Here is a 20,930-nt window from a genome sequence, read left to right on the forward strand (position 1 = left end):
ATGCCGAATGGAAGCAGGACGACGATCGCTCGACCAGCGGCAAATCCGCGCGAACGACGGGCTCTTCCCAAAACCATTCGGCATAGTTCGGCGGTCGGCATAAACGGCAAAACTCCATGAACTCGATCCTCAGATCTATCTGACGGACGTGCTGGAGCGGATTGTCTCCGGGCGAACCAAGAGCCACCAGCTCCACGAGCTGCTCGTCTGGAACTGGAAGGCGGCCCGTGAGCGCATCGCACAGGCTGCAGCATGAGCCCACGTCGCCCTAAAGCTTCATCGTCGATGGCGGCCGCCGCCATGCCGCTTGCGGAGCTCGAGCAATGGCTCCAGGCTCGCGTCGATCAGCATCCTGCCGCCACCGGTCTCCCCATGCTCGACGGCTACGTCGCCGCGATCGTGGCCGGACCGGTGTCGATGAGCCCGCTCGATTGGATATGCCCACTGCTTGCCATCGATGCCGATGCCTTCAACCACGGCGGCACCCCGGAGTTCGCTGCGATCTCCGCCGTCGCGCTGCGTCATAACGAGATCAGCCAGATCCTTTCCACCACGCCTAACCAGTTCGCCCCGATGCACCGGCGTCAACCCAACGGCGTCGTCGATCCGCGACCATGGTGCCAGGGATTCTACGCCGCGATGCGGCTCAGGCTGTCGGCGTGGGCGCCATTGCTGGACGCCAACAACGTCAATCACCGCCTGCTGCTGCCTATTCTGCTTCACTGTCGCGACGATCAGGCCGGTCCGCTGCTCGGACCGCCACGGACCGGCCGCGAGACCCGAGACTCTCTGCGCAACGCCCACCTCGATATTCCCGCAGCCGTCGAGGCCATGCGCCAATACTGGATGCCGATCCGCTACGCACGCTAATCACCGCCGACGTGGGAGCTCATACCGGTTACGAATGGCAGGCTGCGCGCCTTTCGAATCTAGCCCTGTAAAACGACGAAACAGCTTCGACTTGTTGAAGATGTAACCGAAGAGCGGAAAGAGCTCAGTTGGTACGCCGCGTACGCAACTTTTGCTTTTGCTACAAGCTGAATTGAATTACTTGAAGCCAGCACGCGTAGACCTCTTCGCATCACCTTCATTCGGTGAATCGGGATCATCTTTTAGCCAAATTGCAAATTTGTTTTGCGAGATCCGCCAAGAGATTGGTGGTGCCTAAGCGGTATACTCTCCTACCGCTGCCCTAACGGGCGTTTCCTCCCTTGACTTGGCCGCCGGTCCTATGGATCGGCGGCTCATTTCGGTATCGGGTCAACGCTTTCAGGATTGAGGGAACCATAGATCAAATCTGGAGCTCGACGACGACGGCGCTGGGGGGCCATGGTGTATCGGGATTGAAACTATTTATGCAGCATAGAGGTGTGCAATTCAGCATTCGAGAAGTATTGCCGGGCGAGTGGCGCTACAGTTTCCAACTCGATGGCAAGACGATCAGTGGCCGAACCCGAACGAGGTTGGAGCTTCTTGCGGTTCGTCGGGTCAAGGATCGCATCAATCGTGAATTGAATCGCGGCACGGAACATGTGAGTTGATATAGAGCTGCGCTCCTGTTCCAAATGCTATTGGGGCGAAGCCGTGGGCGCGGATTCCGCCATTCCGCCACCTGCTAATCTATCAGTGCACATCCACCGATGATAACGAATTTTCATTTTAGACACGGACCGCTAGCTAACTAAGGGGGCATTGCGTGCCAACGAGCTATGCGGGAAAGTGGGTGATGACGGGTTGAGAGAGGCGGCGTATCGAGGCGGGTGTCGAGCCTGCCAGAACCTCTCGAGGAGAGCGATACGCCATGAACGAGACTACCAACATCCTGCCCTTTCGTCAGCCGTCTGCGGTTGACGATCCACTGACAGAAATTCTGCGGAACGGAGCCCGTGAGTTGCTCGCCCGGGCCGTCGAGATCGAACTGCAGGCATTTCTGGAGACGACGGCGGAGCTGAAGCTGCCGGATGGCCGTGCCAGGGTGGTGCGGCACGGCTTTGGCCCTGCGCGTAAGATTGCCACGGGGATCGGCGCGATCGAGGTCGCCCGGCCCAAGGTCAGAGACCGCGGTGCGGCCGGAGCTGATCGGATCCGCTTCACCTCGGCGATCCTGCCGCTGTGGGCGCGGCGGACGAAGAGCCTGGATGCCCTGCTGCCGATCCTCTATTTGCGCGGCATCTCGACCGGCGATTTCCAGGAAGCGCTTTCGGCGCTGCTCGGCAAGGATGCACCGAACCTGTCGCCATCGGTGATCTCGGGCCTGAAGGCGCAATGGCAGGGCGAGTACGAGCGCTGGCAGAACCGCGATCTGTCGGCCCGGCGCTATGTCTACGTCTGGGCCGACGGCGTCTTCCTGCAGGCCCGGATGGAGGACCACAGCGAATGCATGCTGGTTTTGATCGGCGCGACGCCCGAGGGCAAGAAGGAGTTGATCGGCTTCCAGGTCGGCGTGCGCGAGAGCGCCCAGAGCTGGCGCGAGCTTCTGATCGACATTCGTCGGCGCGGACTGCAGGTCGCGCCAGAACTGGCGGTCGGCGACGGCGCACTCGGCTTCTGGAAGGCGCTGGACGAAGTCTTCCCCGGCACGCGGCGGCAGCGCTGCTGGCAGCACAAGACCGTCAACGTGCTCAACAAGGTTCCGAGCTCCGTGCAGAGCGGCATGAAGAAGGCTTTGCAGGACATCTGCATGGCGCCGAGCCGAGCTGCCGCGGAGCTTGCACTCGAAGCCTTCGCCGAGAAATACGGTGCAAAATATGCGCGCGCAGTTGATTGCCTGGCCAAGGATCGCGACGATCTGCTGGCGTTCTATGACTTCCCTGCGGAGCATTGGATCCACTTGCGAACCACCAATCCAATCGAAAGCGTGTTCGCCACGGTGCGGCACCGGACGGTTCGGACCAAAGGATCGCTGTCGCCGCAGACCGCGAAGCTGATGGTGTTCAAGCTCATCGATGCTGCGTCCAAAACCTGGCGCCGATTGAAAGGAACAAATCAGTTGCCCAAGATCATCGCTGGTGTCAGATTCGCCGACGGCATCGAGGTCATTCCGACCCAGCAAAGCCACGCCGCCTGATCGGCTCCGTCACCCAGATTCAGGCATAGCTCCGTGCCAACATACCTGGCATCTTACGATATAAAAGAAACTAGCCCAGATCCACATTCCACGTTTCTCAAGCAAGCCGCGGCCCACAATTGGAAACTTTGGATACTCGCCACCAACAACATCTGGTATCGCCTACCGAACACCACTCTTGAAGGCACCTTCGCGAATATCGAGGCGGCGAAAGCAGCATTGGAAGCAACTCGCGCCGCCACCGAAAGGGAGATGGGACGGACCGTAACGATGAACAAATGGATCATTGTCGACTACGGAGCATCGAGCTTTAATTCGGATCAAAGACAGAATGTGTGACTCAGCTATTGGAGCAACCGTTCCGCCTCAGGGCCATAGGGACTATCGCATAGCGCTAGCTAAGATTGGCTTGCAACCTCGAGAGACAGCTCATAAAGTAACGTGTATTGAATGGAGCCATTACCATGTCCGACGAAAAAGACGGTTCGCAGCCCGTCAACCAAAATTATACTCCCGAAGTCATCAAAAACTACAGACCCGCGACGCTGCCAAACCAGCAGCATCCGGGTCATGGGGTAGACGGAAATTATATTCCGACGACCGATACGATTCCTAGTTCACCACCGCCGAAGCCAAAGAAGTAATTCGATTTAAATCCGGCGACGGAGATCTACTCTCGCGATTTGATCGGCGGGAATATACGTAATCTCGTGCCCCCAACTTGCGTCAATGGGATCTGCTACTGGAACGAACCCTACGCCGCGTTTGCTTTGTTTGTCGGTAAGTTTGTCGGTGACATACATTAAGATATCGCCTTTTGCGCCCAATACGCAGGGACCATTCGGGCTCGCCTGAAATCTCGAAAGGTTGTCGCACATCAGCCAAGTCCCATCCTTCAACTGAACGACTAGTTGAGTCGCCACACATCGTTCTCCATGAAGTGCCATCCAAGCGCTTGGTAGATCGTCCGAATGACTGATGCGCGTTGCTCGCAGCATGCGTTCAAAGCGAGGCCGCCCGAGCACTCTCCACGAGGCGCCAGCAGCCAGCGCAAAAAGGAACGTGATGCCTGATGAGACTACCAGGGAAAGATTGAGAACCCACCGGCCAGAATAGAATGCAAAAGCGGAGACGAAAGCAAAAACTAAGATCGAAAAGGTGACGTCGGCCGGCTTGTGGTGATCTCTAATTCCAACGTTCGCAATATAGTATGCGACGTAACCACAAGCGACCAAGAGCAACGTCGACCACGACTGATTCAGCGCTAGTTCGACGGCTTCTTTCGTCATTCGCAAAACGTAGCGCGATTAAGGCCGAGACGCAATCAGAGAGCTGACGTCAGAATGAAAGCGCCATCTTATGCGCCCTGCGCTCAGCTATTTTGCGTTTCAATCGACTCTATCTAGGCGCAGGATTCAGCCGACGCCAAGCGGTCCAGTCGATCGGAACAGGATGCAGCGGTCCGCCGATTTCGTCCTCTGGCCAGCGATCGATGATGCGCTGAGTGACGCCGTCGCGCGAAACGGTGGTGAGTTCGGCAAAACCACCGACGCCACCAAGGCCGGCCAGGATAGCGTTTGGCGAATTGACTCGTTCATGGCAGTCCACTTGATAACCTAGACCCATCTCTACAGCTTCTCTCCGCGTGCCACTGCCGCGATCATCGATCGTATGTGCTTTGCTCCCTCTCACCGAATGGCCGGCGCCCGATCGAAGATGAGTTCGTGGTGATCCACGAAGACCGGAGGGCCGCCGGATCAGGTTGGCGACTGAGCGCAGTCCGGCGTTCTGGACCTATGCCGTCAGTGGCGCTACCCGTCTCCCACCATATAGCGGCGGGGTGCAACTGATCTGGAGGCCGCTAGGAACTGCTTCCGTCGGGCATCGAAGCGGTTCTATGGTGATCTGAGCCTCAAGGCATCGAGCTCTGGCATCATGCCGACCACGCAGCCTAGGGCGCGTGGATCCACCCAGGAAGACCGATGATCGTCTATTTTTCATGCCAGGGCTGCGGCACCAGTTATTCTGCGGTTCAGGAGCCGGCATCCGCTCCTTTGAAGAGCTCGGGCCTTTTTGTCTGCATGCGTTGCGGGAAGCCCGTCCATCATTGGTCAGGAGCCAATAGTTACACTGACTGGAAACGCATGGAATTCGGAGATAGCAAAGATGGCTCGGACCTCCTCTGAGTGAGACGCCGGCTGTGCGCAATTGTTAGTGGATCTGCTGGATCGAAACACCCAATCAACGATTGGTTGGTCTATCACAGGCAGGCACCTCAACGGGAACAGCAAAGCCAGCCTTTACCCGATCCATAACGACCAGCGTCTTGAAGCATTTGATGTCCGGATTCTTGTAGAAGAAGCTTCTGGTGAATTGCTCGTAGTCCTCCATGGTACGCGCGGTCACGTATAGAATAAAGTCAGCATCACCGGTAACGTAGAAGCCATTGACGACTTCAGCTGACGATTTGATGGCCTTCTTAAACCTATCAATGATATCACAACGCTCCCGCTCCATAGTCACAAGTACAAGCATCTGGATGGGTCTTCCAACGGCCTTCGGCGAAACGATCGAGATATCTGCCTCGATGATGCCTTCCGAGCGCAGCCTCTTCAACCGGCGTTGGCACGCGGTTGCAGAAAGCCCCGCTATTTCGCCGATCACCTCGGAGGTCAGACGATTGTTCTTTTGCACCATTTCGAGGATGCGAGCGTCTATCCGATCGTATGGCATTGCATAATAGCTCCAACCCTGAGGCGAATTCACCACCAGATCCAGGCGCGGGCGAAGAGAATTGTCCAACGGCATGAAGGCATGGAAGATTCGATAGGTGTCGGCTCCGGTCTTCTTTACTCGCTTAACTCTCCGGGCATCGAGGCGCCAATCACGGGAAAGCGGCACCGGCCGCTTAAGCATGCTCGATGCCGTGGGCGCGCCGACCGCCTTCGTATCATTGACGGTCTTGGACGTCGACAAACCTCAAGGCGGTTGTCCGCGTTCACGGCTGCGTCGTATCCTCCCGATGCGCTTTCCGAAAGAACTGAAGTGCGTTGCCGCGCATGATCCGGTCAATCAGGTCACGGGTGTCCTCAAGCTCGATCCAGCCTTCGGCGACCAATTGCGAGACAGCTCGTGCGATTCCACGGCGCGCTACGCACGCATGGCCATAAATGGGCTCGACAGCAACATAGTCACCGCCGAAGGTGAAGATCTTGTTGGACGGAACCGCCATCAAGAACTCCTTCAAAAAGCGAACGCCCGCCACCGGATTAATGATCCATGCCCAGCACATGTCGATCGCAGCGTTAGGATAATGTTTGGCCAGCGCGATAAACTCGTGCTCGTATGGGTAGCCGATGTGCATGAGTACGAATCGGGTTTCGGGAAAATCCTGCAGCAGACGGCAAACGTCTGCGGCATTGCTGCGAGTGCGGGCGAGTTGCATCACGCCGTAGCCAGCCAACACGCCTGTGTGCAGTTTGACCGGCAAGCCGTACTCGCCAGCTTTGCCGACGCAATAGCGAAATAGATAGTCTTGCAGCGCCTTGAGGTCCCCAGGACCAAGGGCGTGCAATGCGCCTACTCTGTCGGCATGGTGGGGGAATAGTCTTGCGGCATGCGCCTTGGTGACCGGCTCGAAATCGAGGGCGCGCGAGTAGGCAATTTGCGATTTCACAGCCACGGCTTTGCGGCCGTATGTTGCGAAATAGAAGTCGACAACCTCGAGCCATTCATCGAGCGTCGTCGGGCGTCTACCCGTTTCGGCTTCCACCCACGCAAAGTCAGCAGCACTACACCGGCACAATTGAAGGATGCTTATGTCGTGGTCGAGCAAATCCGGCTGCTCGGTCTCCATAAAGATGCGCTGTAGCGAATTGACGTGGCAGCCTTTGATGTTTGCCAGGTCCAGAATGCGTGCGTAAAAACCCGGCTGAACGGTTTCACGGTATTTCTCGGCGATGCGGGGCAGGCTTTCGGCGGTCAGGTCCTCTTCACCGTAAACGCCACGAAACGTATGGCGCAGCGCCTGGGCATAGCCGGTGTGGCGGATGCGTTCCCAATAGGGGGCGATCAGCCGATATTTTTCCTGGCTCGTAAGGTCCGGCCCGAGAAACGCTCGTAGGTCGGAAGCTGGTAGGCCTGCAACCGCGAGATCCTCGGCAGCATAGGATCTGAATAGATAGGCCCAGTCGTTGCATGGCAAGGTTCGTGGATGGATTGCTCCGGAAAGGCGCTGACTTTCCTCGATCAGATGTTCGTGGGTATCCACAAATGGCGTCTCCTCGACCCATTGCGCGATTTGTCGATCCGCGTCTGTCATCGACTCCCAACCAACCGCTCCGCCTCTCATTTCGCGCTCCTTTTAGGTGACGACATTTGCTTGCGTCCGCATTCACGATCACAACAAGCAATGGACCATTCTGTAGATCCGGTGTTGACGTCGTACCCCGTGGCGACTTCGCGTCGTCGCGGGCAAGCTCAGTAATTGACGACATCACTAGGGTGGGCAACGCGCTCTTTAAGCGCGTCGGTCATTGGAAAATTCAGATTGATGTTTTTCGGCGGGATCGCAGCCACGAACCATTTGTCGTAGATTTTCGTGAACTCGCCGGAGGCCATAAGCTTGGAGAGAACGTCGTCAACTATCTTTTTGAAGTCGGGATCATCCTTCGAGAACATCAGGCCATAATAATAGACCGTACCGTAGTTAGCTTTTAGAAAGAGGAGGTCGGCTGGTTTCGAATAATCCGCCTTCATACCGGCCAAGAGAATGTCAGCCTCCACCCACGCCGCCACACGGCCGGTCGTAAGCAGCAGCAATGATTCCGCATGATCTTTGGCTTGCGCGATAGTAAGATTGAGATCGTCCTCCTGCGAAATGCCTTTGGCAATGCCGAGAGCATCGGACCCCTGAGTTACGACAACAGTCTTTCCCTTCAGGTCTTTCGGTGTCTTGAGTCCGCTTGACGCCTTTGCGAGCCAAGCCGTTTGACTGGCGAAGGTCGCAACGCTGAATGAGACCTGTTCCAGACGCTGCTTATTGCTGGCAGTGCCACCGCACTCGATGTCGATCGTGCCATTCTGGATAAGAGGGATCCGGTTGGACGAGTTGACCGGCGTAAGCTTCGTCTGAATGTCCGGAGTGCCAAGATCAACTTTCAGGCGATCGACGACGTGCGCGCAAAGGTCGAGCGAAAAACCAACAGGCTTCTGGTCAGCGCCGAGATAGGAAAAGGGTATCGAAGCCTCGCGATAACCAATGGTAATCACCCTTTTCGATTTGATGTTGTCAAGCGTTGGCCCCGCCTGGGCCGTGGAGATCGCTATTCCGGTAATCAAAGTCGCTGAAAGCAGTCCAAACATTTTAGCCATGGGATTCCTCTGATTCATATGAGCCGCGCTTTGCTGCCTTCTGTCCTGGGCAACGCGTGCGGTGCCACGCGACCCACGCACGATCAGGCCTCGCTAGGATTGACCCTTCCAACAGCCGGCAGTCGCCTACTGCCCGAACCTGGAAGCAAAACATCCGCTCATTTTCCGCACCGCACATAAACCGGGCAGCACTCAGCCGTGTCTAAATGATAGGCCTCACGATCCGTTTAGCACCATATAAATTCCAGTTTGCGAGCTTTTTTATTTCGAATTTTGATAATATGCCGGCGGGAACGTCGCAAATCCGACAGGTCCACCCGCCCCACTCGTGAGATGCTTCCCGCTCGCCGGCGATCATGTCCAATCGGGAAACACGAAATCCATGCAATGTGCATTTTCGACACTTGGAAATCCGCGCTTGTCATAGTTCGCACTCGGCTCCTTCGCGCGGGCGGCACTCGCATCGAGGCTCTTTCCCGCAGCACAAAGGGTGCACGTTTAGAGCACTGCGGCGCCGACCAAGGCTGGGATGGTCGAGACCGAGCCGAATGGGACGCAAGTCCTGGTCGAACCGGGAGTCGAACTGGCGATGCTTTCGTGGTGTCGTCGGCGTTTCGGGACCCACTGATCACACGGCATCACACCCCGAGGTGTGTTGGGGATACAGCCACTTTCGCAAGTCAATCCCTAGCTAGACTCCAAGTCACACGACTCAAGAAGAGAGCGATCGCCGCCGGCACGGTGACCAAGTCAGGGAGAAGTGGAAGCGGACACCCTGATCACCGAGCTTGATGGGCAGCCCGCGACACGTGTCACGCGGCTGGCGTATCGAAATTTCCCTCGTACATCGGCGAGGTTCTTGAATTGCCCGCCACCAATTTTCATCTTGGCTACGTTTCGGCGGAAAACGCCGCCGGTACGCGCGGCGTTAAGCATTCCTTCCGGCTCCCGATCAGAATGATCTGGCGAGGACATCCGAGTTCGATCGATTCCATGGATCGAACCGACTGCGGCTCGGCTCTTTTGACCGACTTCGGAAGACGACGATCTGCATTCGTTAACTCGTACTTCCTTTTGATCCATGCTCGGGATCTATGATGCCAATCGCGCTCGCGTCGGCCTGGTAAGTCGACGCGGATCGGTCGTTTGGGCAATCAAATCCGGGGAAAGACCCGGCTCCTCGTCAAGTACTTCGCGGATTGTCTTGCCCGAGATCAGCACCTTCTTCGCCAGCTCGGCCGCACGCTCATAACCGATCGCTGGGCTGAGGGCTGTCGCAACCGCAGCGCTGGCCTCGAGGTGTCTAAGACATACTTGCTCGTTTGGCGTGATCCCGGTGACGCACTTCGTGCGTAGCACCTCGATCGCATTGATCAGCAGCTCGAGAGAATGGAGAACATTGTACGCAATCACAGGCTCCATGACGTTCAATTGGAGCTGCCCGGCTTCCGCAGCAAGTGTGATAGTTAGATCGTAGCCGATGATTTGGAATGCGACCTGATTGACGACTTCCGGCACCACCGGATTGACCTTGCCAGGCATGATGGACGAGCCGGGCTGAAGCGGCGGCAGATTAATTTCGTTTAGCCCTCCGCGTGGTCCACTAGAAAGTAGCCTTAGGTCGTTGCAGATCTTCGACAGCTTAGTCGCCGTTCGTTTGAGCATACCGGAAAACAAAACGAAGGCTCCGGTATCCCAACAAGCTTCGATCAGGTTGCCGGCCGCAACGAGCGGGAGACCCGATATCTCGCAAAGTTCCGAAATGGCAAGTGCCTGATAGTCGGGATTGCTATTGATGCCGGTACCGATCGCTGTGCCTCCAAGATTGATCTCCTGGAAGAATGAGGCGATCTCTCCGAGTCGAGAGACATCCTCGCGAAGGGTCGTCGCGAAGGCTTGGAATTCCTGCCCCAAAGTCATTGGGACGGCATCCTGCAATTGCGTTCGGCCGAGCTTTATCACTTCGCTGAAGCAAGTTGCCTTCTCCTCAAAGGCAATCGCGAGGCGCTCAAGTGCAGCCTGGAGCTGCCCGTGGGACAGCAATATCGCAAGCCGGATTGCGGTCGGATAGATGTCATTCGTGGACTGCGACAGGTTGACGTCATTGTTGGGGTGGACGACGTCGTATCGTCCCCGCGGAAGTCCCATGATTTCCAGGGCACGGTTTGCTATCACCTCGTTCATGTTCATGTTGGTCGACGTTCCCGCTCCTCCCTGGAAGACGTCGAGCGGAAATTCTCTCCACAGCACTCCCCGTGCTATTTCGCCGCAAACCTCGCAGATTACATCGGCCTTATTCTGCTCAAGATCTCCGAGGCTCGCATTTGCCCTGGCTGCGGCCATCTTCACGAATGCCAAGGCCTTTAGGAATATGGGAAAGTGGTTGATCGGAATGCCAGAGATCGGGAAATTTTCGATCGCGCGCGCGGTCTGCGGCCCATAGTAAGCTTTGAGGGGGATCGTCACCGGCCCAAGGGAATCGCTTTCAATGCGCTCTGTTGGCGATGCGCTAGTCATATCAAACTCTCATTTCTGTCATGGCTTTTCGGGGAAGACCGTGCGGGCCGCGACCTCAGTGGATGATCTGATTGAGGAAGGCCTTCGCGCGTTCCGTGTTCGGCGCGCGAAAGAAGGTGCTCGGATCGCCCTCTTCCACAATTGAACCGCGATCCATGAAGACCACACGATCCGCAACTTCGCGCGCAAAACCCATTTCGTGCGTGACGCAGACCATTGTCATCCCGTCCTGCGCGAGCTCAACCATGGTTTCGAGCACCTCTTTGACCATTTCCGGATCGAGGGCAGAAGTCGGCTCGTCGAAGAGCATGATCTTGGGCTGCATGCACAAGGCACGGGCTATAGCGACACGTTGCTGCTGGCCGCCCGACAATTGCGCGGGATATTTCTTGGCCTGATCGTGGATCCGGACTTTTCCCAGCAGCATCATCGCCCGGTCATTCGCCTCAGCCTGAGTAAGGCCCCTGACCTTCATCGGAGCGAGCATGCAATTTTCGATCACCGAGAGATGCGGAAACAGGTTGAAGCTCTGAAAGACCATGCCGACTTCACAGCGAACGTTGTTGATATCGCGAATTCGGTCCGTCAGCTCTATCCCATCGACCACTATACGGCCGGCGTCGGGCTTTTCGATATGATTGATGCAACGGATGAGAGTTGACTTCCCCGAACCCGATGGCCCGCAGAGTACGATCTTTTCTCCTTTGGCGACGTTGAGGTTGATGTCGCTCAGGGCATTGAAGCTGCCGAACCGCTTGACGAGGTGCTCGACGACAACCATCGACGCCTGGTCGCCCAGGCTAACTGTGCGCTCTTGTTGCATACTGATCTCCAGGTTGTAGTCCCTAGGAACAACGGGTCATCAGATAATCGATTGACTATCGGTGGGCGCCCGCAATTGCGGAGTTCTTGCGGAGCCAGGCGACAAATTGGGACGCGGCGGAGCTTATGATGAGATAAACAACGGCCACTGCGAGGTACATCTCGACGAGGCGGCCATTGAGCTGTGCCAGCTTCGAAGCCGCACCAAGAAGATCAGTGAGCGATAGTACGTAAACGAGGGACGTATCCTGAAACAGAATAATAGTCTGGCTCAGTATGATCGGGCTGGCGACCCGAAACACCTGCGGAAGGACGACATGACGATACGTATCGAATGTCGACAGGGCGAGAGCCTGGCAAGCCTCGAATTGTCCTTTGTTCACAGCACGCAACCCGACGCGGATGATTTCCGAATAGTAGGCGGCTTCGAACAAGCCAAACGTGATGAACGCCGTATAGGTGGCACCGACTGGAATCGGACGGCCACCGCCTGAGAGGTACCCCAGAACGATGGGTACCAGGAAGAAGAACCAAAACAGGACAAGAATGAGCGGAATCGATCGCATCAGGGCGACATAGCTACGCACGAGCTGGCTCAGAATGCGGAGCTCAAAGTGCTGCACGAGGGCGAAGAGCGTTCCAAGAAACATCCCGACCAGGAAGGCGGCCGCCGTCAAGGAAAGCGAGAACAACAATCCTGACCATAGATAGGGCCACGCCTGCACGACAATCGAAAAATCGAGGCTGTTCATTTCACGACCTCCATATTGCCAGGCAGGGGGCTCTCCAGCTTCATGTCGTCAAAATCTGATCCGACGGCTTCCCTGCCCGGTGCGGTACCGGGAATGCGCACGGCTTTGTCGATGAGCATCATCGTCTGGTAGGCGATCAGAGCCAAAGCAAGATAGATGAGAGTGGCGGCGCCGAATGCCGTGAAGGTTTGGAACGTAGCATCGCTGATTTGGCGCGCCTGAGCGGTCAGCTCCATCAAGCCGATGGTTAGAGCAACGGACGTATTTTTGTAGACGCCCATCACCTCACTTGTCAGACTTGGCACAATGAGCCGAAGTGCCTGCGGCAAGATGATATGACGATACATCAGATATCCGCTTAGGCCGAGTGCGGCAGCCGCTTCGTGTTGCCCGTTTGGCAAGGCTTCGATGCCAGCGCGAACCTGTTCTGCGATGCGCGCGGCGGTGTAGAGGCCGAGGCACCACAGGGCCGGAAAGAAAGATCCCCAAGGCGGCGGTATCTGCTTTATCCAGTCTCCCATGGTAGTTGGAAGAAGCTCGGGCAGGACGAAGTACCAGAGAAACATCTGTACGAGAACGGGGATGTTTCGAAAGACCTCCACGTACAATCGTGCTAAAGCCCGGAAGAAGGGGTTATGTACAGTTCGCCCTATGCCGACGGCGATTCCGATTGCGAACGCAATCCACCAGCCGAAGAAGGCAAGCGCCAACGTCCAACCAAGACCGGAAAGAAGCCAGTCGATGTAACGCTGGCCATCCATGGTCCTTTCAAGAAGAACTCCGAACATCGCGAGCCTCACGATTGCAGGTGCGCATAACGACCATGCTCCGCATGGCTGGTCGTCGTGCGCGTTGCGCCGGTGCCAGTCGACCGCGTCACTTGATTACGCGGCCTTCTCCTTCAGCACGCCAGTAAGCGGAAAGGCGTAATACTCACCCTTGGACGGGATAAGACCGCCGTCCGCTTCGCGTGCGTTTTCTCCAACTATGCCAAATCCTAAGCGGCCCTGAATGACTTTTTTAGCTGGCGTCCGCGGATGAGATGCACCAGACGATCCACATCGGCGGCGGTGTTGAACATGCCGAACGATACGCGAATGCCGTCGCGCTCGGGGGAAACACGCACGCCGTTCTCTTCGAAGTAGCTGAGCCATTCTGCCGCGGGAAGACCAACGACGTAGATATGAGGCGAGCGATGTTCCCGCTGACGCGGACCCACGAGACTAACGTCGAGTTCGTCCAGTTGAGCGATGAGATGATCACCCAGATCGAAGCAATGGTTCTGAATGTTCTCAACGCCGATCTGCTCGATCAAGTCAAGCGAAGCCCCGAGCGCGTGAACTGCGGGAAGATTGAAGTTTCCCAGCTCGAAGCGTCGCGCGCTGGGAGATGGCGTCAGGCAGTCGGGACGAGCGATAAGGTCGTGAGGAATCTCCGCCAAACTGGCAGCGGCAAGATAGGCAGGCTCCAGTTCCTTCAACGCCTTATTCCAATAAAGCAACCCGAGACCTTGGGGGACGAGCAATCCCTTGTGACTCCCGGAGCCGACGAAGGTTGCCTGGGTGGCCTTCGCATCGATTGGAACGATTCCGATTGCTTGCATGACGTCGACGACGAAGTAGAGCTTCTTGTCCGCGCAAAGCGCGCCGATGCTCTTGATATCGAAGCGATGCCCGGCGTGGAAGGTGACGTGCGACAGCGAGATCGCACGGGTCTTTTCGTCGATGCGCGGAAGGAACGTGTCGGCGTTTACGACGTCCGTCATCGGAAGGAAGTCGATCTCGACCCCTTTCTTCTTCAAGTTGAGAAAGGCATAGGTGTTGTTTGGATGATCCCCATGGATCATCAAAACGCTATCGCCGGCTCGCAGAGGCAACGCGTTCGCCGCGATGTTCATGCTTTCCGAGGTATTCTTCGTAAAGGCAATTTCGTCGGCCGACACCCCAAGGAAACGGGCTACTTTGGCACGCGTTTGCTCAACCCGATCGAGCCACACACCTTTCGGTCCGGCGGTCTCCAAGCCTTCACGAAGAAAGGTTTCGATGGCGGCCATTACGGGACGCGCGAGCGGCGCCTGAAAACCGGAGTCGAGGTAGACCATCCTTTCGGCTGCAGGAAACTCCTTGCGCACAGCTTCCACGTCGTAATGACGAGACATTCCCAATCTCCCTTTCAAAATAGCCGCCCGCACCGCCGATTCCCGGGCTTGGTCGTCATCCAAACCGGGCTCGTGCAATGCACAAAAACCGATCAACGACCGACAACGCCAACGTTATGAGCAAACCCGCGTAGGGTCCAAGCCGTTTTTTCATATTTCAGTAGCAATAATTCCGAAATCTGATAATTCTCTTAGATGGAGGTCACAATGGCGGAACAGAAAAACACTGCAGGACCCCTCGACCGGGCGCTCGCCATAGTTGGCCATGTCGCTAATCAGACAAAGGCCGTCTCGGTCGCAGAGATCGCGAACGCCCTTTCGTTACCCGTTCCAACCGCGCATCGGCTTGTCGGAAATCTGGAAGAACGCGGCCTCCTTCAGAAAGCGCTTGGATCGAAGCGCTACGTGGTAGGCAATCAGTTGGTTATGCTGTCCGCCAAGGTCATCGGCGCGGCTTTTCGCACGGCGCGGCGGCACGCGGTGCTGCGCGCGGTTGCCGGCGAGATCGGCGAACAGTGCGAGATCGGTGTCGTGCGCGACAATCTCGTCACTTACGTCGACAGCGTACGCGTGTCCCAACCACAGGGGCTTCAATTCAATCCCGGCGAGGCAGCTCCGCTTCACTGCACCTCGACCGGAAAGATCTACATGAGCCGATTACCCGAAAGAGCGCGTGAAAAGCTATGCCGCTCACTCGCTTTGACGCAATACACTGATAAGACCATCGTGGATTGCGAGACCCTCCTGAAGCTTCTCGAGGAGACGCGCCATCGAGGGTGGGCAAAGACCAATGAGGAATACGTGAAGGGCGTCGTCGGCTGTGCGGTTCCTATCGTTTCTCCGGACCGAGAGCTGATCGCCTGTCTCGGCGTGTCCGTGCCCGCGGCCCGAGTCAGCTTTGCAGAGCTTGAGCGCTTCATTCCTCCACTTCAAAGAGCCGCCGAGCTCCTGTCGCAAACCATCCTTCAGACGGATAGCGAGGACGAAACCCTTGAGGATACTTGAGGAGACGGATCCCTCGGCTCCGCTCCTTCTGGCCGGGAGAAAGAGAATGGATTTCTCCTTCGGCAAGTCGTGGCGGCAAGATCTTCGAGCGTCCACAAGCCTGATCCATCGCCGTTACGGACTGTGCCGCAGCGCCATCGTCAACTAGCATGCCTAGTGGTTGATCGAGATGGAGGGCATCTGGCAAGGTAGATGCCAGGCCAGAGCTCAAACGGGATAATAGTTGCAGTGCGCCGACCTTCATGCACGATCACGGCACCACTCCCCCTGAAACGACAGATCCGCTTGGCGCATCTTTGCCAATCCGACTCAGGCCCGATCCTTGGCACGCACCGCTCGCATGTTGCTGCTCGCTATCATGCACAGTCGTGCCGGACGGCACACTTAGCTGATATAATCCAGCATCCGCTTCTCGCGCGGACCGGTTCAAGGCGCGGGCCGCCATTTGACGCATACAAATTGACCATCGGTGACTGCACGAAGTGTCTTCGGACAATCTCGTCCTGCCCCCCTCTCTATGAGCGACCGCGACCTACAGATTCCTGCCTGGGTCAGAGAGCCCTGCCATAAGACCCATCAGGTGTTCACCTTCCAGATCCCTAAGGAGAGCGCGGATGAACCGCGATGCCGAACTAAGCGGCATGGCCCATGTTGCTTTCGCCAGCCTGATCTTCGTTACTATGTCTTCGGCTATCAAGGTTGTAACGCAGACGATTTCCCCCTTGCAGGTGACTGTTCTGCGTAGCGTCCTGTCGATCCCAATCATCTTCCTTATTCTCCCTAAACACGTCCGCTTCGACTCCCGCCTCCTTTTTTCGAAAGAACATTTTTTCAGATCTGTATTTGGCTATACGGGATTTCTGGCATTCGTCGCTTGTGCATCGAAGCTTCCCCTAACGGTAGCTGCCTCAATACTCTACACGTCACCCATCTGGTCCTTGCTCTTGTCGGCGCTGGTACTGAAGGAGCGGCAGAACATCGCGACGGCCTTTGGACTGATTCTCGGGCTCTTCGGCATGCTTGCCATAGTTCAACCGACCATCAGCAGCGCAGACACATGGATTGTCATTGGCTTGATTGGCGCAGCCCTCGACAGTCTCGCTGTCATGATGATACGGCGCATAGCCAGCGTCGATGCTCCCGAACAGATGGCCCTATACTTTATGCTTTGGAGCTCTGTGATCGGCCTGCCTTTTGCAATCCCTGTGTGGGTTTGGCCGGCACCCGCTGATTGGCCGTTACTGTTGCTTATTGCGGGGTTGGCCGCACTGTTACAGATCGCGCTGGGGCGCGGTTATGCTCTCGTCCGCCTCGCGCGCGCCGCTCCACTCGACTTCGTCCGTCTGCCAGCAAGTTTACTGGTCGATCTGGTCTGCTTTGGCATCACTCCAACTCCTATGATGTGGCTTGGTACCGGACTTATCCTGGTCGGGTCTTCGGCCTGTCTGGCAGAAAGAGTGATACGGAAATGACACTGACCTCTGATCAGGTTGAAAGTCGCTGTCGCGGAAGACACCGGCAAGATAGACACTTCAACGTGAATTGAGTCTATCTACGCCAACCACTTCTCATTGAACAAAGGCAGCCCCTTTGTGTTTTCCTTAACGAAAGCGCTCAAGTTAGCAATACCGTTATGCTTATTGGTCGAAGTAATCACATTTCCAATCAACTTCCCGAGCCGAACGAACTGCGCTTCATCAAAGCCTCTCGTCGTGAGAGCGGCGCTACCGATTCTCAGTCCACTTGCTTCTGATGGCGGACGGTTGTCGAAGGGAATCGGATTCCTATTGGCGATGACCTGGGCTGCCGATAACGCCGCTTCAAGTTGACGACCGCTCATATCCCAACTCATCAGACTGAGAAGCAATAAGTGCGACGAAGTACCTCCGGAAACGAGTGTAGCGCCCGTCTCAAGCAAGCCAGCCTCCAACGCCTTGGCGTTTCTCAACACCTTTCCGGCATACCTCTGAAAAGAGGACGTTTGCACCTCAGCTAACAATGCGGCTCTTGCCGCAATCAGGTCCATTTTAGGCGCCCCTTGCAGTCCGGGAAATATGGCACGGTCGATCGCCTTGCCTAAACGCTTTTTGCACAAAATAAGTCCGCCGCCCCGCGGGCCTCGGAGTGTCTTATGTGTCGAAGTTGTTACAATGTCGGCGTGAGGGAAGGGAGACGGAACGGCGCGGCCAGCAACGAGACCCGCGGTATGCGCTAGATCCACCCAAAGAAGCGCGTCAATCTCACGTGCGATCTCATGCATCTTCCCATAATCAAACAAGCGTGGATATGAAGAACCGCCACAGATGATTGCTACGGGTCGATTCTCGAGCGCGATCGAACGCACCGCATCATAGTTCAGTTGCTCGTCGCTCTTTGACACTCCATAGAAGCACCACCGAAAGTTTTGACCGCTCGCATGGAATGAAGCACCGTGACTCAAATGGCCGCCATCTTGAAGCCGCATCGCCATCAGCCTGTCTTGAGGCTGAAAAAGGCCGTTCATTACTGCGAAATTTGCGATGGTAGCGCTCATCGCTTGCACATTCGCGTGTTCGCATGCGAACGCGGATTTTGCTCTCTCGATTGCCAGCCGCTCTAGTTTGTCAGCATACTCGCAGCCTGACACACAACGGCTTCCCGGATACCCCTCCGCATTCTTGTCGGCAAATATGCTGCCTTCGAACTCCCTGACTCTGGGAGAGGAATAGTTTTCAGAAGCGACTAAGCTCAGCTGGCTTAATTGGCGTTGCTCCTCCAAGTACAGCAGCTCTCCCACTTCTTCGTCAAAGCTTTCGCATCGATTATCCATGACCGCCCCTGCCCACAGTGATGCTGCCGTCGTCGTCAGTTTTTCGCATGCGACAGTTGAGCGAGTTCACGCTCGATACCTTGAAGCTCTTCCAGATCTCTTCCGAAAATTACAAAGTCGTAGGGTCCGGCATCTTGATGGCCCTCCACCATCACAATTGCGCCCCGTCTATCGGCAGGCCTATAGTGAAGCTGCTTTCGCCGCAGCAGATCAATGAGGTCGGGAAATCGAAGCGCAATGGAGACGCAATTTCGGGAAAGAGCAACACGCGCTCCATTTTTGATAGCGCATTCCAATCCTAGCGCGCTTGATACGGCCCTGATTGAAGAGAAGCCTCCGTGGCGCCCGTTTACCTCACATGCAAAGAACCCAACCTCTTTGGCTCTAACGATGTCGACACTAAGTGGTCCGAAATACCCGATTTGTTGGGCGTAGTTGCCAAGACTTTTGCACCACGAGAGAACATCGTTGGGCAAATGATCGAGCAGAGCGCTACTCCAATATGCCCCGCCGTATCCTGGATTGAAGAGGATCGAAGCTACACCTACAAGCTCAACCCTGTCTCTCCTGACATCAAAATGGACGCCCATCGAAGACTCATTTTCACTATATACCTCGACAATCACGGGCTCTTTTACTGTCGGAGACAGCCCAAGTTCATGAACGGCCTCGCGCAAGGTAGCCGCATCAATTTTTGGTGTCGCCACGGCCCGCGTCGCGCCTTGCGACGATCCCGCCGCGCTTTTCGAAATGACGATATTGCCGTCACCACCTGCATGACGCGCCATCTTCAGAATGGCACTCTCAGACTCTGACAGGACTGCACATACGGCTTCGACCAATTGTTGCATGCTTGCACAATTGCTGCCATTAGCGATCGGCACGCCAAGATCGGAGGCAAACTGGCGGAATTTCTCCTTGTCGTTAAGAAGTCGCGTTGCGACCGGGCTTGCTCCAACGTTCTCATCTGAAAACCTTACAGGAAGATTCCCCAAAGCTCTCGCGATGGAAATTGATACCTCGTCAGCGATATACGGCTCCAGACATGAAAATTGAGCACCCATAGTCATCAGACGTAGCGATCTAGAAAAGGCGCTACCGGGCGCGATGTCCTGTTCCGAGATCGGCAGGGGACGCTTGGTGGATGTCGATGAGGTCGACAGCAATTTGATGTTACCTCCACCTTTTAGGGAATTGACGTAGTTCAAGAACTCCTTCGTGACCGGAGTTGGGGTAATAAGCATATCGTCGTCCCTAGCAAGCCAGAGCAGCCTCTTGGCCGAGGCTGCATTTGCTCTCAGGAATTCATCTGATAGCGTATGAGCCGAGGGCGTCATTGCAGCGGAGCCAGTGTTCGCGAGTATGACCCGGCTCATCATTCTCCCCCGTCGCGCGCCTGGTTTACGAGCTCGTTTTCCTTTTCCCACCAGGCAATACAGGAGTCAGCAAGAATGCTGATTGGATCAACGATGTCATCGTCGTCTACCAGACCGTCGGAAATGGCCGACAATTCACTGCAACCAAGAATAATTGCGTCAGGCGCGAAGGGTCTGATCTGATCAACAAGCTGCTTCAGCTTTGGTCGTGCTTCCACGGCATTTCCAGACTTGACATCCGCGATGATCTGAACGGCTTCTCGTTGAAACTCTGCACGACAACATGCGAATTTCTCGCCGAAACACTTCTCATTCGTTTGCGGGTATAGAGAGTGCTGCATAGTCGCATTCGTTCCCAGCAGGATCAAACGAAGTTCGCGAGCTGCGGCGTCCCTCCTGCCGCAAATCACCTTGGCTGTGATCTCGGTTACGTCAATCAAAGCCACCGACAGCGCCTGCTTGATCTCACCAACCCAGAAGTGCGCGGTGTTGCAGGGGATGGCTATCGCTCCACATCCCGCTTGCTCTAACCAATGAGCCCGCTCCAATATCTGCTGCAATGGCGCGTCACTCCCCTCTGAGATTGCTTGTGATCGATCAGTGATATCGGGAAGCGATAAAGCAACATACGGAATGTGATCCTGATCTTTCTCCGCTCGGCGTTTTCGCGCGAGAGATTCCAAGAATTTGGCAGTTGCGAAGCTTCCCATTCCGCCCACTACCCCAAGGGGCCTCCGTTGCCCAAGCGGTCCTGCAAACGGCATATCGAGCCTCGATACAAAGTTCATAGTATGACGACCCTGCCTTTCGCGCTTCTTTGACTGCAACAGCACTTCCGTTCCGCAACCACTCATTCAAGAGGACATGCTCGCGTGGTAGCCAAAACAATTCGCGCTCCTCTGTTGTGACAACGTATGGCGCCGGTTGCAACATTAGGTAATGAGCCGTGCGAACAGCAAAGGGTATGCCAACTCGACAGGAAAAGTGGTCTTCAGAGACCTGATGGAGATTGCGATATTTATAGTTGTCGACACATTGCCTGTGTCACGAA

General features: G+C 56.0%; 19 protein-coding genes and 1 pseudogene. 7 read left to right on the forward strand and 13 right to left on the reverse strand.

The annotated features are described in order from the left end of the window. Positions 1 to 103 precede the first annotated feature (103 nt). The 5 genes and pseudogenes from JEY66_RS35170 to JEY66_RS35190 form a co-directional block, all read left to right on the forward strand. Positions 104 to 256, forward strand: a pseudogene (locus JEY66_RS35170) (transposase domain-containing protein); the annotation flags it as partial. Continuing rightward, a complete protein-coding gene (locus JEY66_RS35175) occupies positions 253 to 870 on the forward strand; it encodes a UPF0149 family protein (RefSeq protein WP_245287101.1) in 618 nt (205 codons plus the stop codon). The pseudogene JEY66_RS35170 and the gene JEY66_RS35175, both read left to right, overlap by 4 nt. Before the next feature lie 931 nt (positions 871 to 1,801). Continuing rightward, on the forward strand, positions 1,802 to 3,067 hold the full coding sequence (locus JEY66_RS35180; protein WP_026191841.1) for an IS256 family transposase: 1,266 nt from the start codon (positions 1,802 to 1,804) through the stop codon (positions 3,065 to 3,067). Positions 3,068 to 3,100: 33 nt separating this feature from the next. Further along, positions 3,101 to 3,406, forward strand: a complete 306-nt coding sequence (locus JEY66_RS35185) for a hypothetical protein (protein WP_129964851.1) — start codon at positions 3,101 to 3,103, stop codon at positions 3,404 to 3,406. Positions 3,407 to 3,531: 125 nt separating this feature from the next. After that, a complete protein-coding gene (locus JEY66_RS35190) occupies positions 3,532 to 3,711 on the forward strand; it encodes a hypothetical protein (protein ID WP_141382075.1) in 180 nt (59 codons plus the stop codon). A 6-nt stretch (positions 3,712 to 3,717) separates the two neighbouring features. Here JEY66_RS35190 and JEY66_RS35195 read toward each other — a convergent pair whose 3' ends face one another. The 10 genes from JEY66_RS35195 to JEY66_RS35240 all read right to left on the reverse strand — a co-directional run bounded on the left by JEY66_RS35195 (position 3,718) and on the right by JEY66_RS35240 (position 14,689). Further along, positions 3,718 to 4,356 (reverse strand): hypothetical protein, encoded by a 639-nt coding sequence (locus JEY66_RS35195; RefSeq protein ID WP_018269995.1) that lies wholly within the window; start codon positions 4,354 to 4,356, stop codon positions 3,718 to 3,720. 109 nt (positions 4,357 to 4,465) lie between these two features. Next, a complete protein-coding gene (locus JEY66_RS35200; RefSeq protein ID WP_141382073.1) occupies positions 4,466 to 4,693 on the reverse strand; it encodes a hypothetical protein in 228 nt (75 codons plus the stop codon). A 615-nt stretch (positions 4,694 to 5,308) separates the two neighbouring features. Next, on the reverse strand, positions 5,309 to 5,800 hold the full coding sequence (locus tag JEY66_RS35205; RefSeq protein ID WP_026192338.1) for an Lrp/AsnC family transcriptional regulator: 492 nt from the start codon (positions 5,798 to 5,800) through the stop codon (positions 5,309 to 5,311). A 265-nt stretch (positions 5,801 to 6,065) separates the two neighbouring features. Beyond that, the gene (locus JEY66_RS35210) at positions 6,066 to 7,388 is read right to left on the reverse strand and encodes an amidohydrolase family protein (RefSeq protein ID WP_157183417.1); all 1,323 of its coding nucleotides are present in this window, start codon (positions 7,386 to 7,388) and stop codon (positions 6,066 to 6,068) included. Between the two features lie 158 nt (positions 7,389 to 7,546). Next, positions 7,547 to 8,440, reverse strand: coding sequence for an amino acid ABC transporter substrate-binding protein (locus JEY66_RS35215; RefSeq protein WP_018269991.1), 894 nt, complete (start codon positions 8,438 to 8,440; stop codon positions 7,547 to 7,549). 1,092 nt (positions 8,441 to 9,532) lie between these two features. After that, the gene (locus JEY66_RS35220) at positions 9,533 to 10,957 is read right to left on the reverse strand and encodes an aspartate ammonia-lyase (RefSeq protein WP_026192337.1); all 1,425 of its coding nucleotides are present in this window, start codon (positions 10,955 to 10,957) and stop codon (positions 9,533 to 9,535) included. Between the two features lie 55 nt (positions 10,958 to 11,012). Further along, complete coding sequence (locus tag JEY66_RS35225; RefSeq protein ID WP_018269989.1) at positions 11,013 to 11,780, reverse strand: amino acid ABC transporter ATP-binding protein; 768 nt, start codon at positions 11,778 to 11,780, stop codon at positions 11,013 to 11,015. 55 nt (positions 11,781 to 11,835) lie between these two features. Further along, the gene (locus tag JEY66_RS35230) at positions 11,836 to 12,531 is read right to left on the reverse strand and encodes an amino acid ABC transporter permease (RefSeq protein WP_018269988.1); all 696 of its coding nucleotides are present in this window, start codon (positions 12,529 to 12,531) and stop codon (positions 11,836 to 11,838) included. Further along, positions 12,528 to 13,319, reverse strand: a complete 792-nt coding sequence (locus JEY66_RS35235; protein WP_018269987.1) for an amino acid ABC transporter permease — start codon at positions 13,317 to 13,319, stop codon at positions 12,528 to 12,530. The genes JEY66_RS35230 and JEY66_RS35235 overlap by 4 nt, the downstream gene beginning before the upstream one ends. 209 nt (positions 13,320 to 13,528) lie before the next feature. Beyond that, the gene (locus tag JEY66_RS35240; RefSeq protein WP_080583579.1) at positions 13,529 to 14,689 is read right to left on the reverse strand and encodes an aminotransferase class V-fold PLP-dependent enzyme; all 1,161 of its coding nucleotides are present in this window, start codon (positions 14,687 to 14,689) and stop codon (positions 13,529 to 13,531) included. Positions 14,690 to 14,896: 207 nt separating this feature from the next. Here JEY66_RS35240 and JEY66_RS35245 point away from each other — a divergent pair, with 207 nt between their 5' ends. After that, entirely contained in the window at positions 14,897 to 15,694 is a 798-nt protein-coding gene (locus JEY66_RS35245; RefSeq protein WP_026192335.1) for an IclR family transcriptional regulator, read from the forward strand. Between the two features lie 614 nt (positions 15,695 to 16,308). Continuing rightward, the gene (locus JEY66_RS35250; RefSeq protein WP_018269984.1) at positions 16,309 to 17,166 is read left to right on the forward strand and encodes a DMT family transporter; all 858 of its coding nucleotides are present in this window, start codon (positions 16,309 to 16,311) and stop codon (positions 17,164 to 17,166) included. 80 nt (positions 17,167 to 17,246) lie between these two features. Here JEY66_RS35250 and JEY66_RS35255 read toward each other — a convergent pair whose 3' ends face one another. From JEY66_RS35255 to JEY66_RS35265, 3 genes are read right to left on the reverse strand one after another with little or no spacing between them, the layout of a single operon-like run. After that, positions 17,247 to 18,503, reverse strand: a complete 1,257-nt coding sequence (locus tag JEY66_RS35255; RefSeq protein WP_018269983.1) for a serine hydroxymethyltransferase — start codon at positions 18,501 to 18,503, stop codon at positions 17,247 to 17,249. A gap of 35 nt (positions 18,504 to 18,538) precedes the next feature. Next, a complete protein-coding gene (locus JEY66_RS35260; protein WP_338028901.1) occupies positions 18,539 to 19,882 on the reverse strand; it encodes a preATP grasp domain-containing protein in 1,344 nt (447 codons plus the stop codon). Then, positions 19,879 to 20,706 carry an aspartate/glutamate racemase family protein gene (locus JEY66_RS35265; RefSeq protein ID WP_157183416.1) on the reverse strand — a complete coding sequence of 276 codons (828 nt, stop codon included), beginning with the start codon at positions 20,704 to 20,706 and terminating at the stop codon, positions 19,879 to 19,881. The genes JEY66_RS35260 and JEY66_RS35265 overlap by 4 nt, the downstream gene beginning before the upstream one ends. Positions 20,707 to 20,930 lie beyond the last annotated feature (224 nt).

Source organism: Bradyrhizobium elkanii USDA 76 (assembly GCF_023278185.1).
Classification (GTDB): Bacteria; Pseudomonadota; Alphaproteobacteria; order Rhizobiales; family Xanthobacteraceae; genus Bradyrhizobium; species Bradyrhizobium elkanii.

Bases quoted from the DNA above. Each gene is read 5' to 3' on its own strand.
- JEY66_RS35175 (WP_245287101.1), top strand. From the start codon at position 253: ATGAGCCCACGTCGCCCTAAAGCTTCATCGTCGATGGCGGCCGCCGCC.
- JEY66_RS35180 (WP_026191841.1), top strand. From the start codon at position 1,802: ATGAACGAGACTACCAACATCCTGCCCTTTCGTCAGCCGTCTGCGGTT.
- JEY66_RS35190 (WP_141382075.1), top strand. From the start codon at position 3,532: ATGTCCGACGAAAAAGACGGTTCGCAGCCCGTCAACCAAAATTATACT.
- JEY66_RS35195 (WP_018269995.1), bottom strand. From the start codon at position 4,356: ATGACGAAAGAAGCCGTCGAACTAGCGCTGAATCAGTCGTGGTCGACG.
- JEY66_RS35200 (WP_141382073.1), bottom strand. From the start codon at position 4,693: ATGGGTCTAGGTTATCAAGTGGACTGCCATGAACGAGTCAATTCGCCA.
- JEY66_RS35205 (WP_026192338.1), bottom strand. From the start codon at position 5,800: ATGCCATACGATCGGATAGACGCTCGCATCCTCGAAATGGTGCAAAAG.
- JEY66_RS35210 (WP_157183417.1), bottom strand. From the start codon at position 7,388: ATGACAGACGCGGATCGACAAATCGCGCAATGGGTCGAGGAGACGCCA.
- JEY66_RS35215 (WP_018269991.1), bottom strand. From the start codon at position 8,440: ATGGCTAAAATGTTTGGACTGCTTTCAGCGACTTTGATTACCGGAATA.
- JEY66_RS35220 (WP_026192337.1), bottom strand. From the start codon at position 10,957: ATGACTAGCGCATCGCCAACAGAGCGCATTGAAAGCGATTCCCTTGGG.
- JEY66_RS35225 (WP_018269989.1), bottom strand. From the start codon at position 11,780: ATGCAACAAGAGCGCACAGTTAGCCTGGGCGACCAGGCGTCGATGGTT.
- JEY66_RS35230 (WP_018269988.1), bottom strand. From the start codon at position 12,531: ATGAACAGCCTCGATTTTTCGATTGTCGTGCAGGCGTGGCCCTATCTA.
- JEY66_RS35235 (WP_018269987.1), bottom strand. From the start codon at position 13,319: ATGTTCGGAGTTCTTCTTGAAAGGACCATGGATGGCCAGCGTTACATC.
- JEY66_RS35240 (WP_080583579.1), bottom strand. From the start codon at position 14,689: ATGTCTCGTCATTACGACGTGGAAGCTGTGCGCAAGGAGTTTCCTGCA.
- JEY66_RS35245 (WP_026192335.1), top strand. From the start codon at position 14,897: ATGGCGGAACAGAAAAACACTGCAGGACCCCTCGACCGGGCGCTCGCC.
- JEY66_RS35250 (WP_018269984.1), top strand. From the start codon at position 16,309: ATGAACCGCGATGCCGAACTAAGCGGCATGGCCCATGTTGCTTTCGCC.
- JEY66_RS35255 (WP_018269983.1), bottom strand. From the start codon at position 18,503: ATGGATAATCGATGCGAAAGCTTTGACGAAGAAGTGGGAGAGCTGCTG.
- JEY66_RS35260 (WP_338028901.1), bottom strand. From the start codon at position 19,882: ATGATGAGCCGGGTCATACTCGCGAACACTGGCTCCGCTGCAATGACG.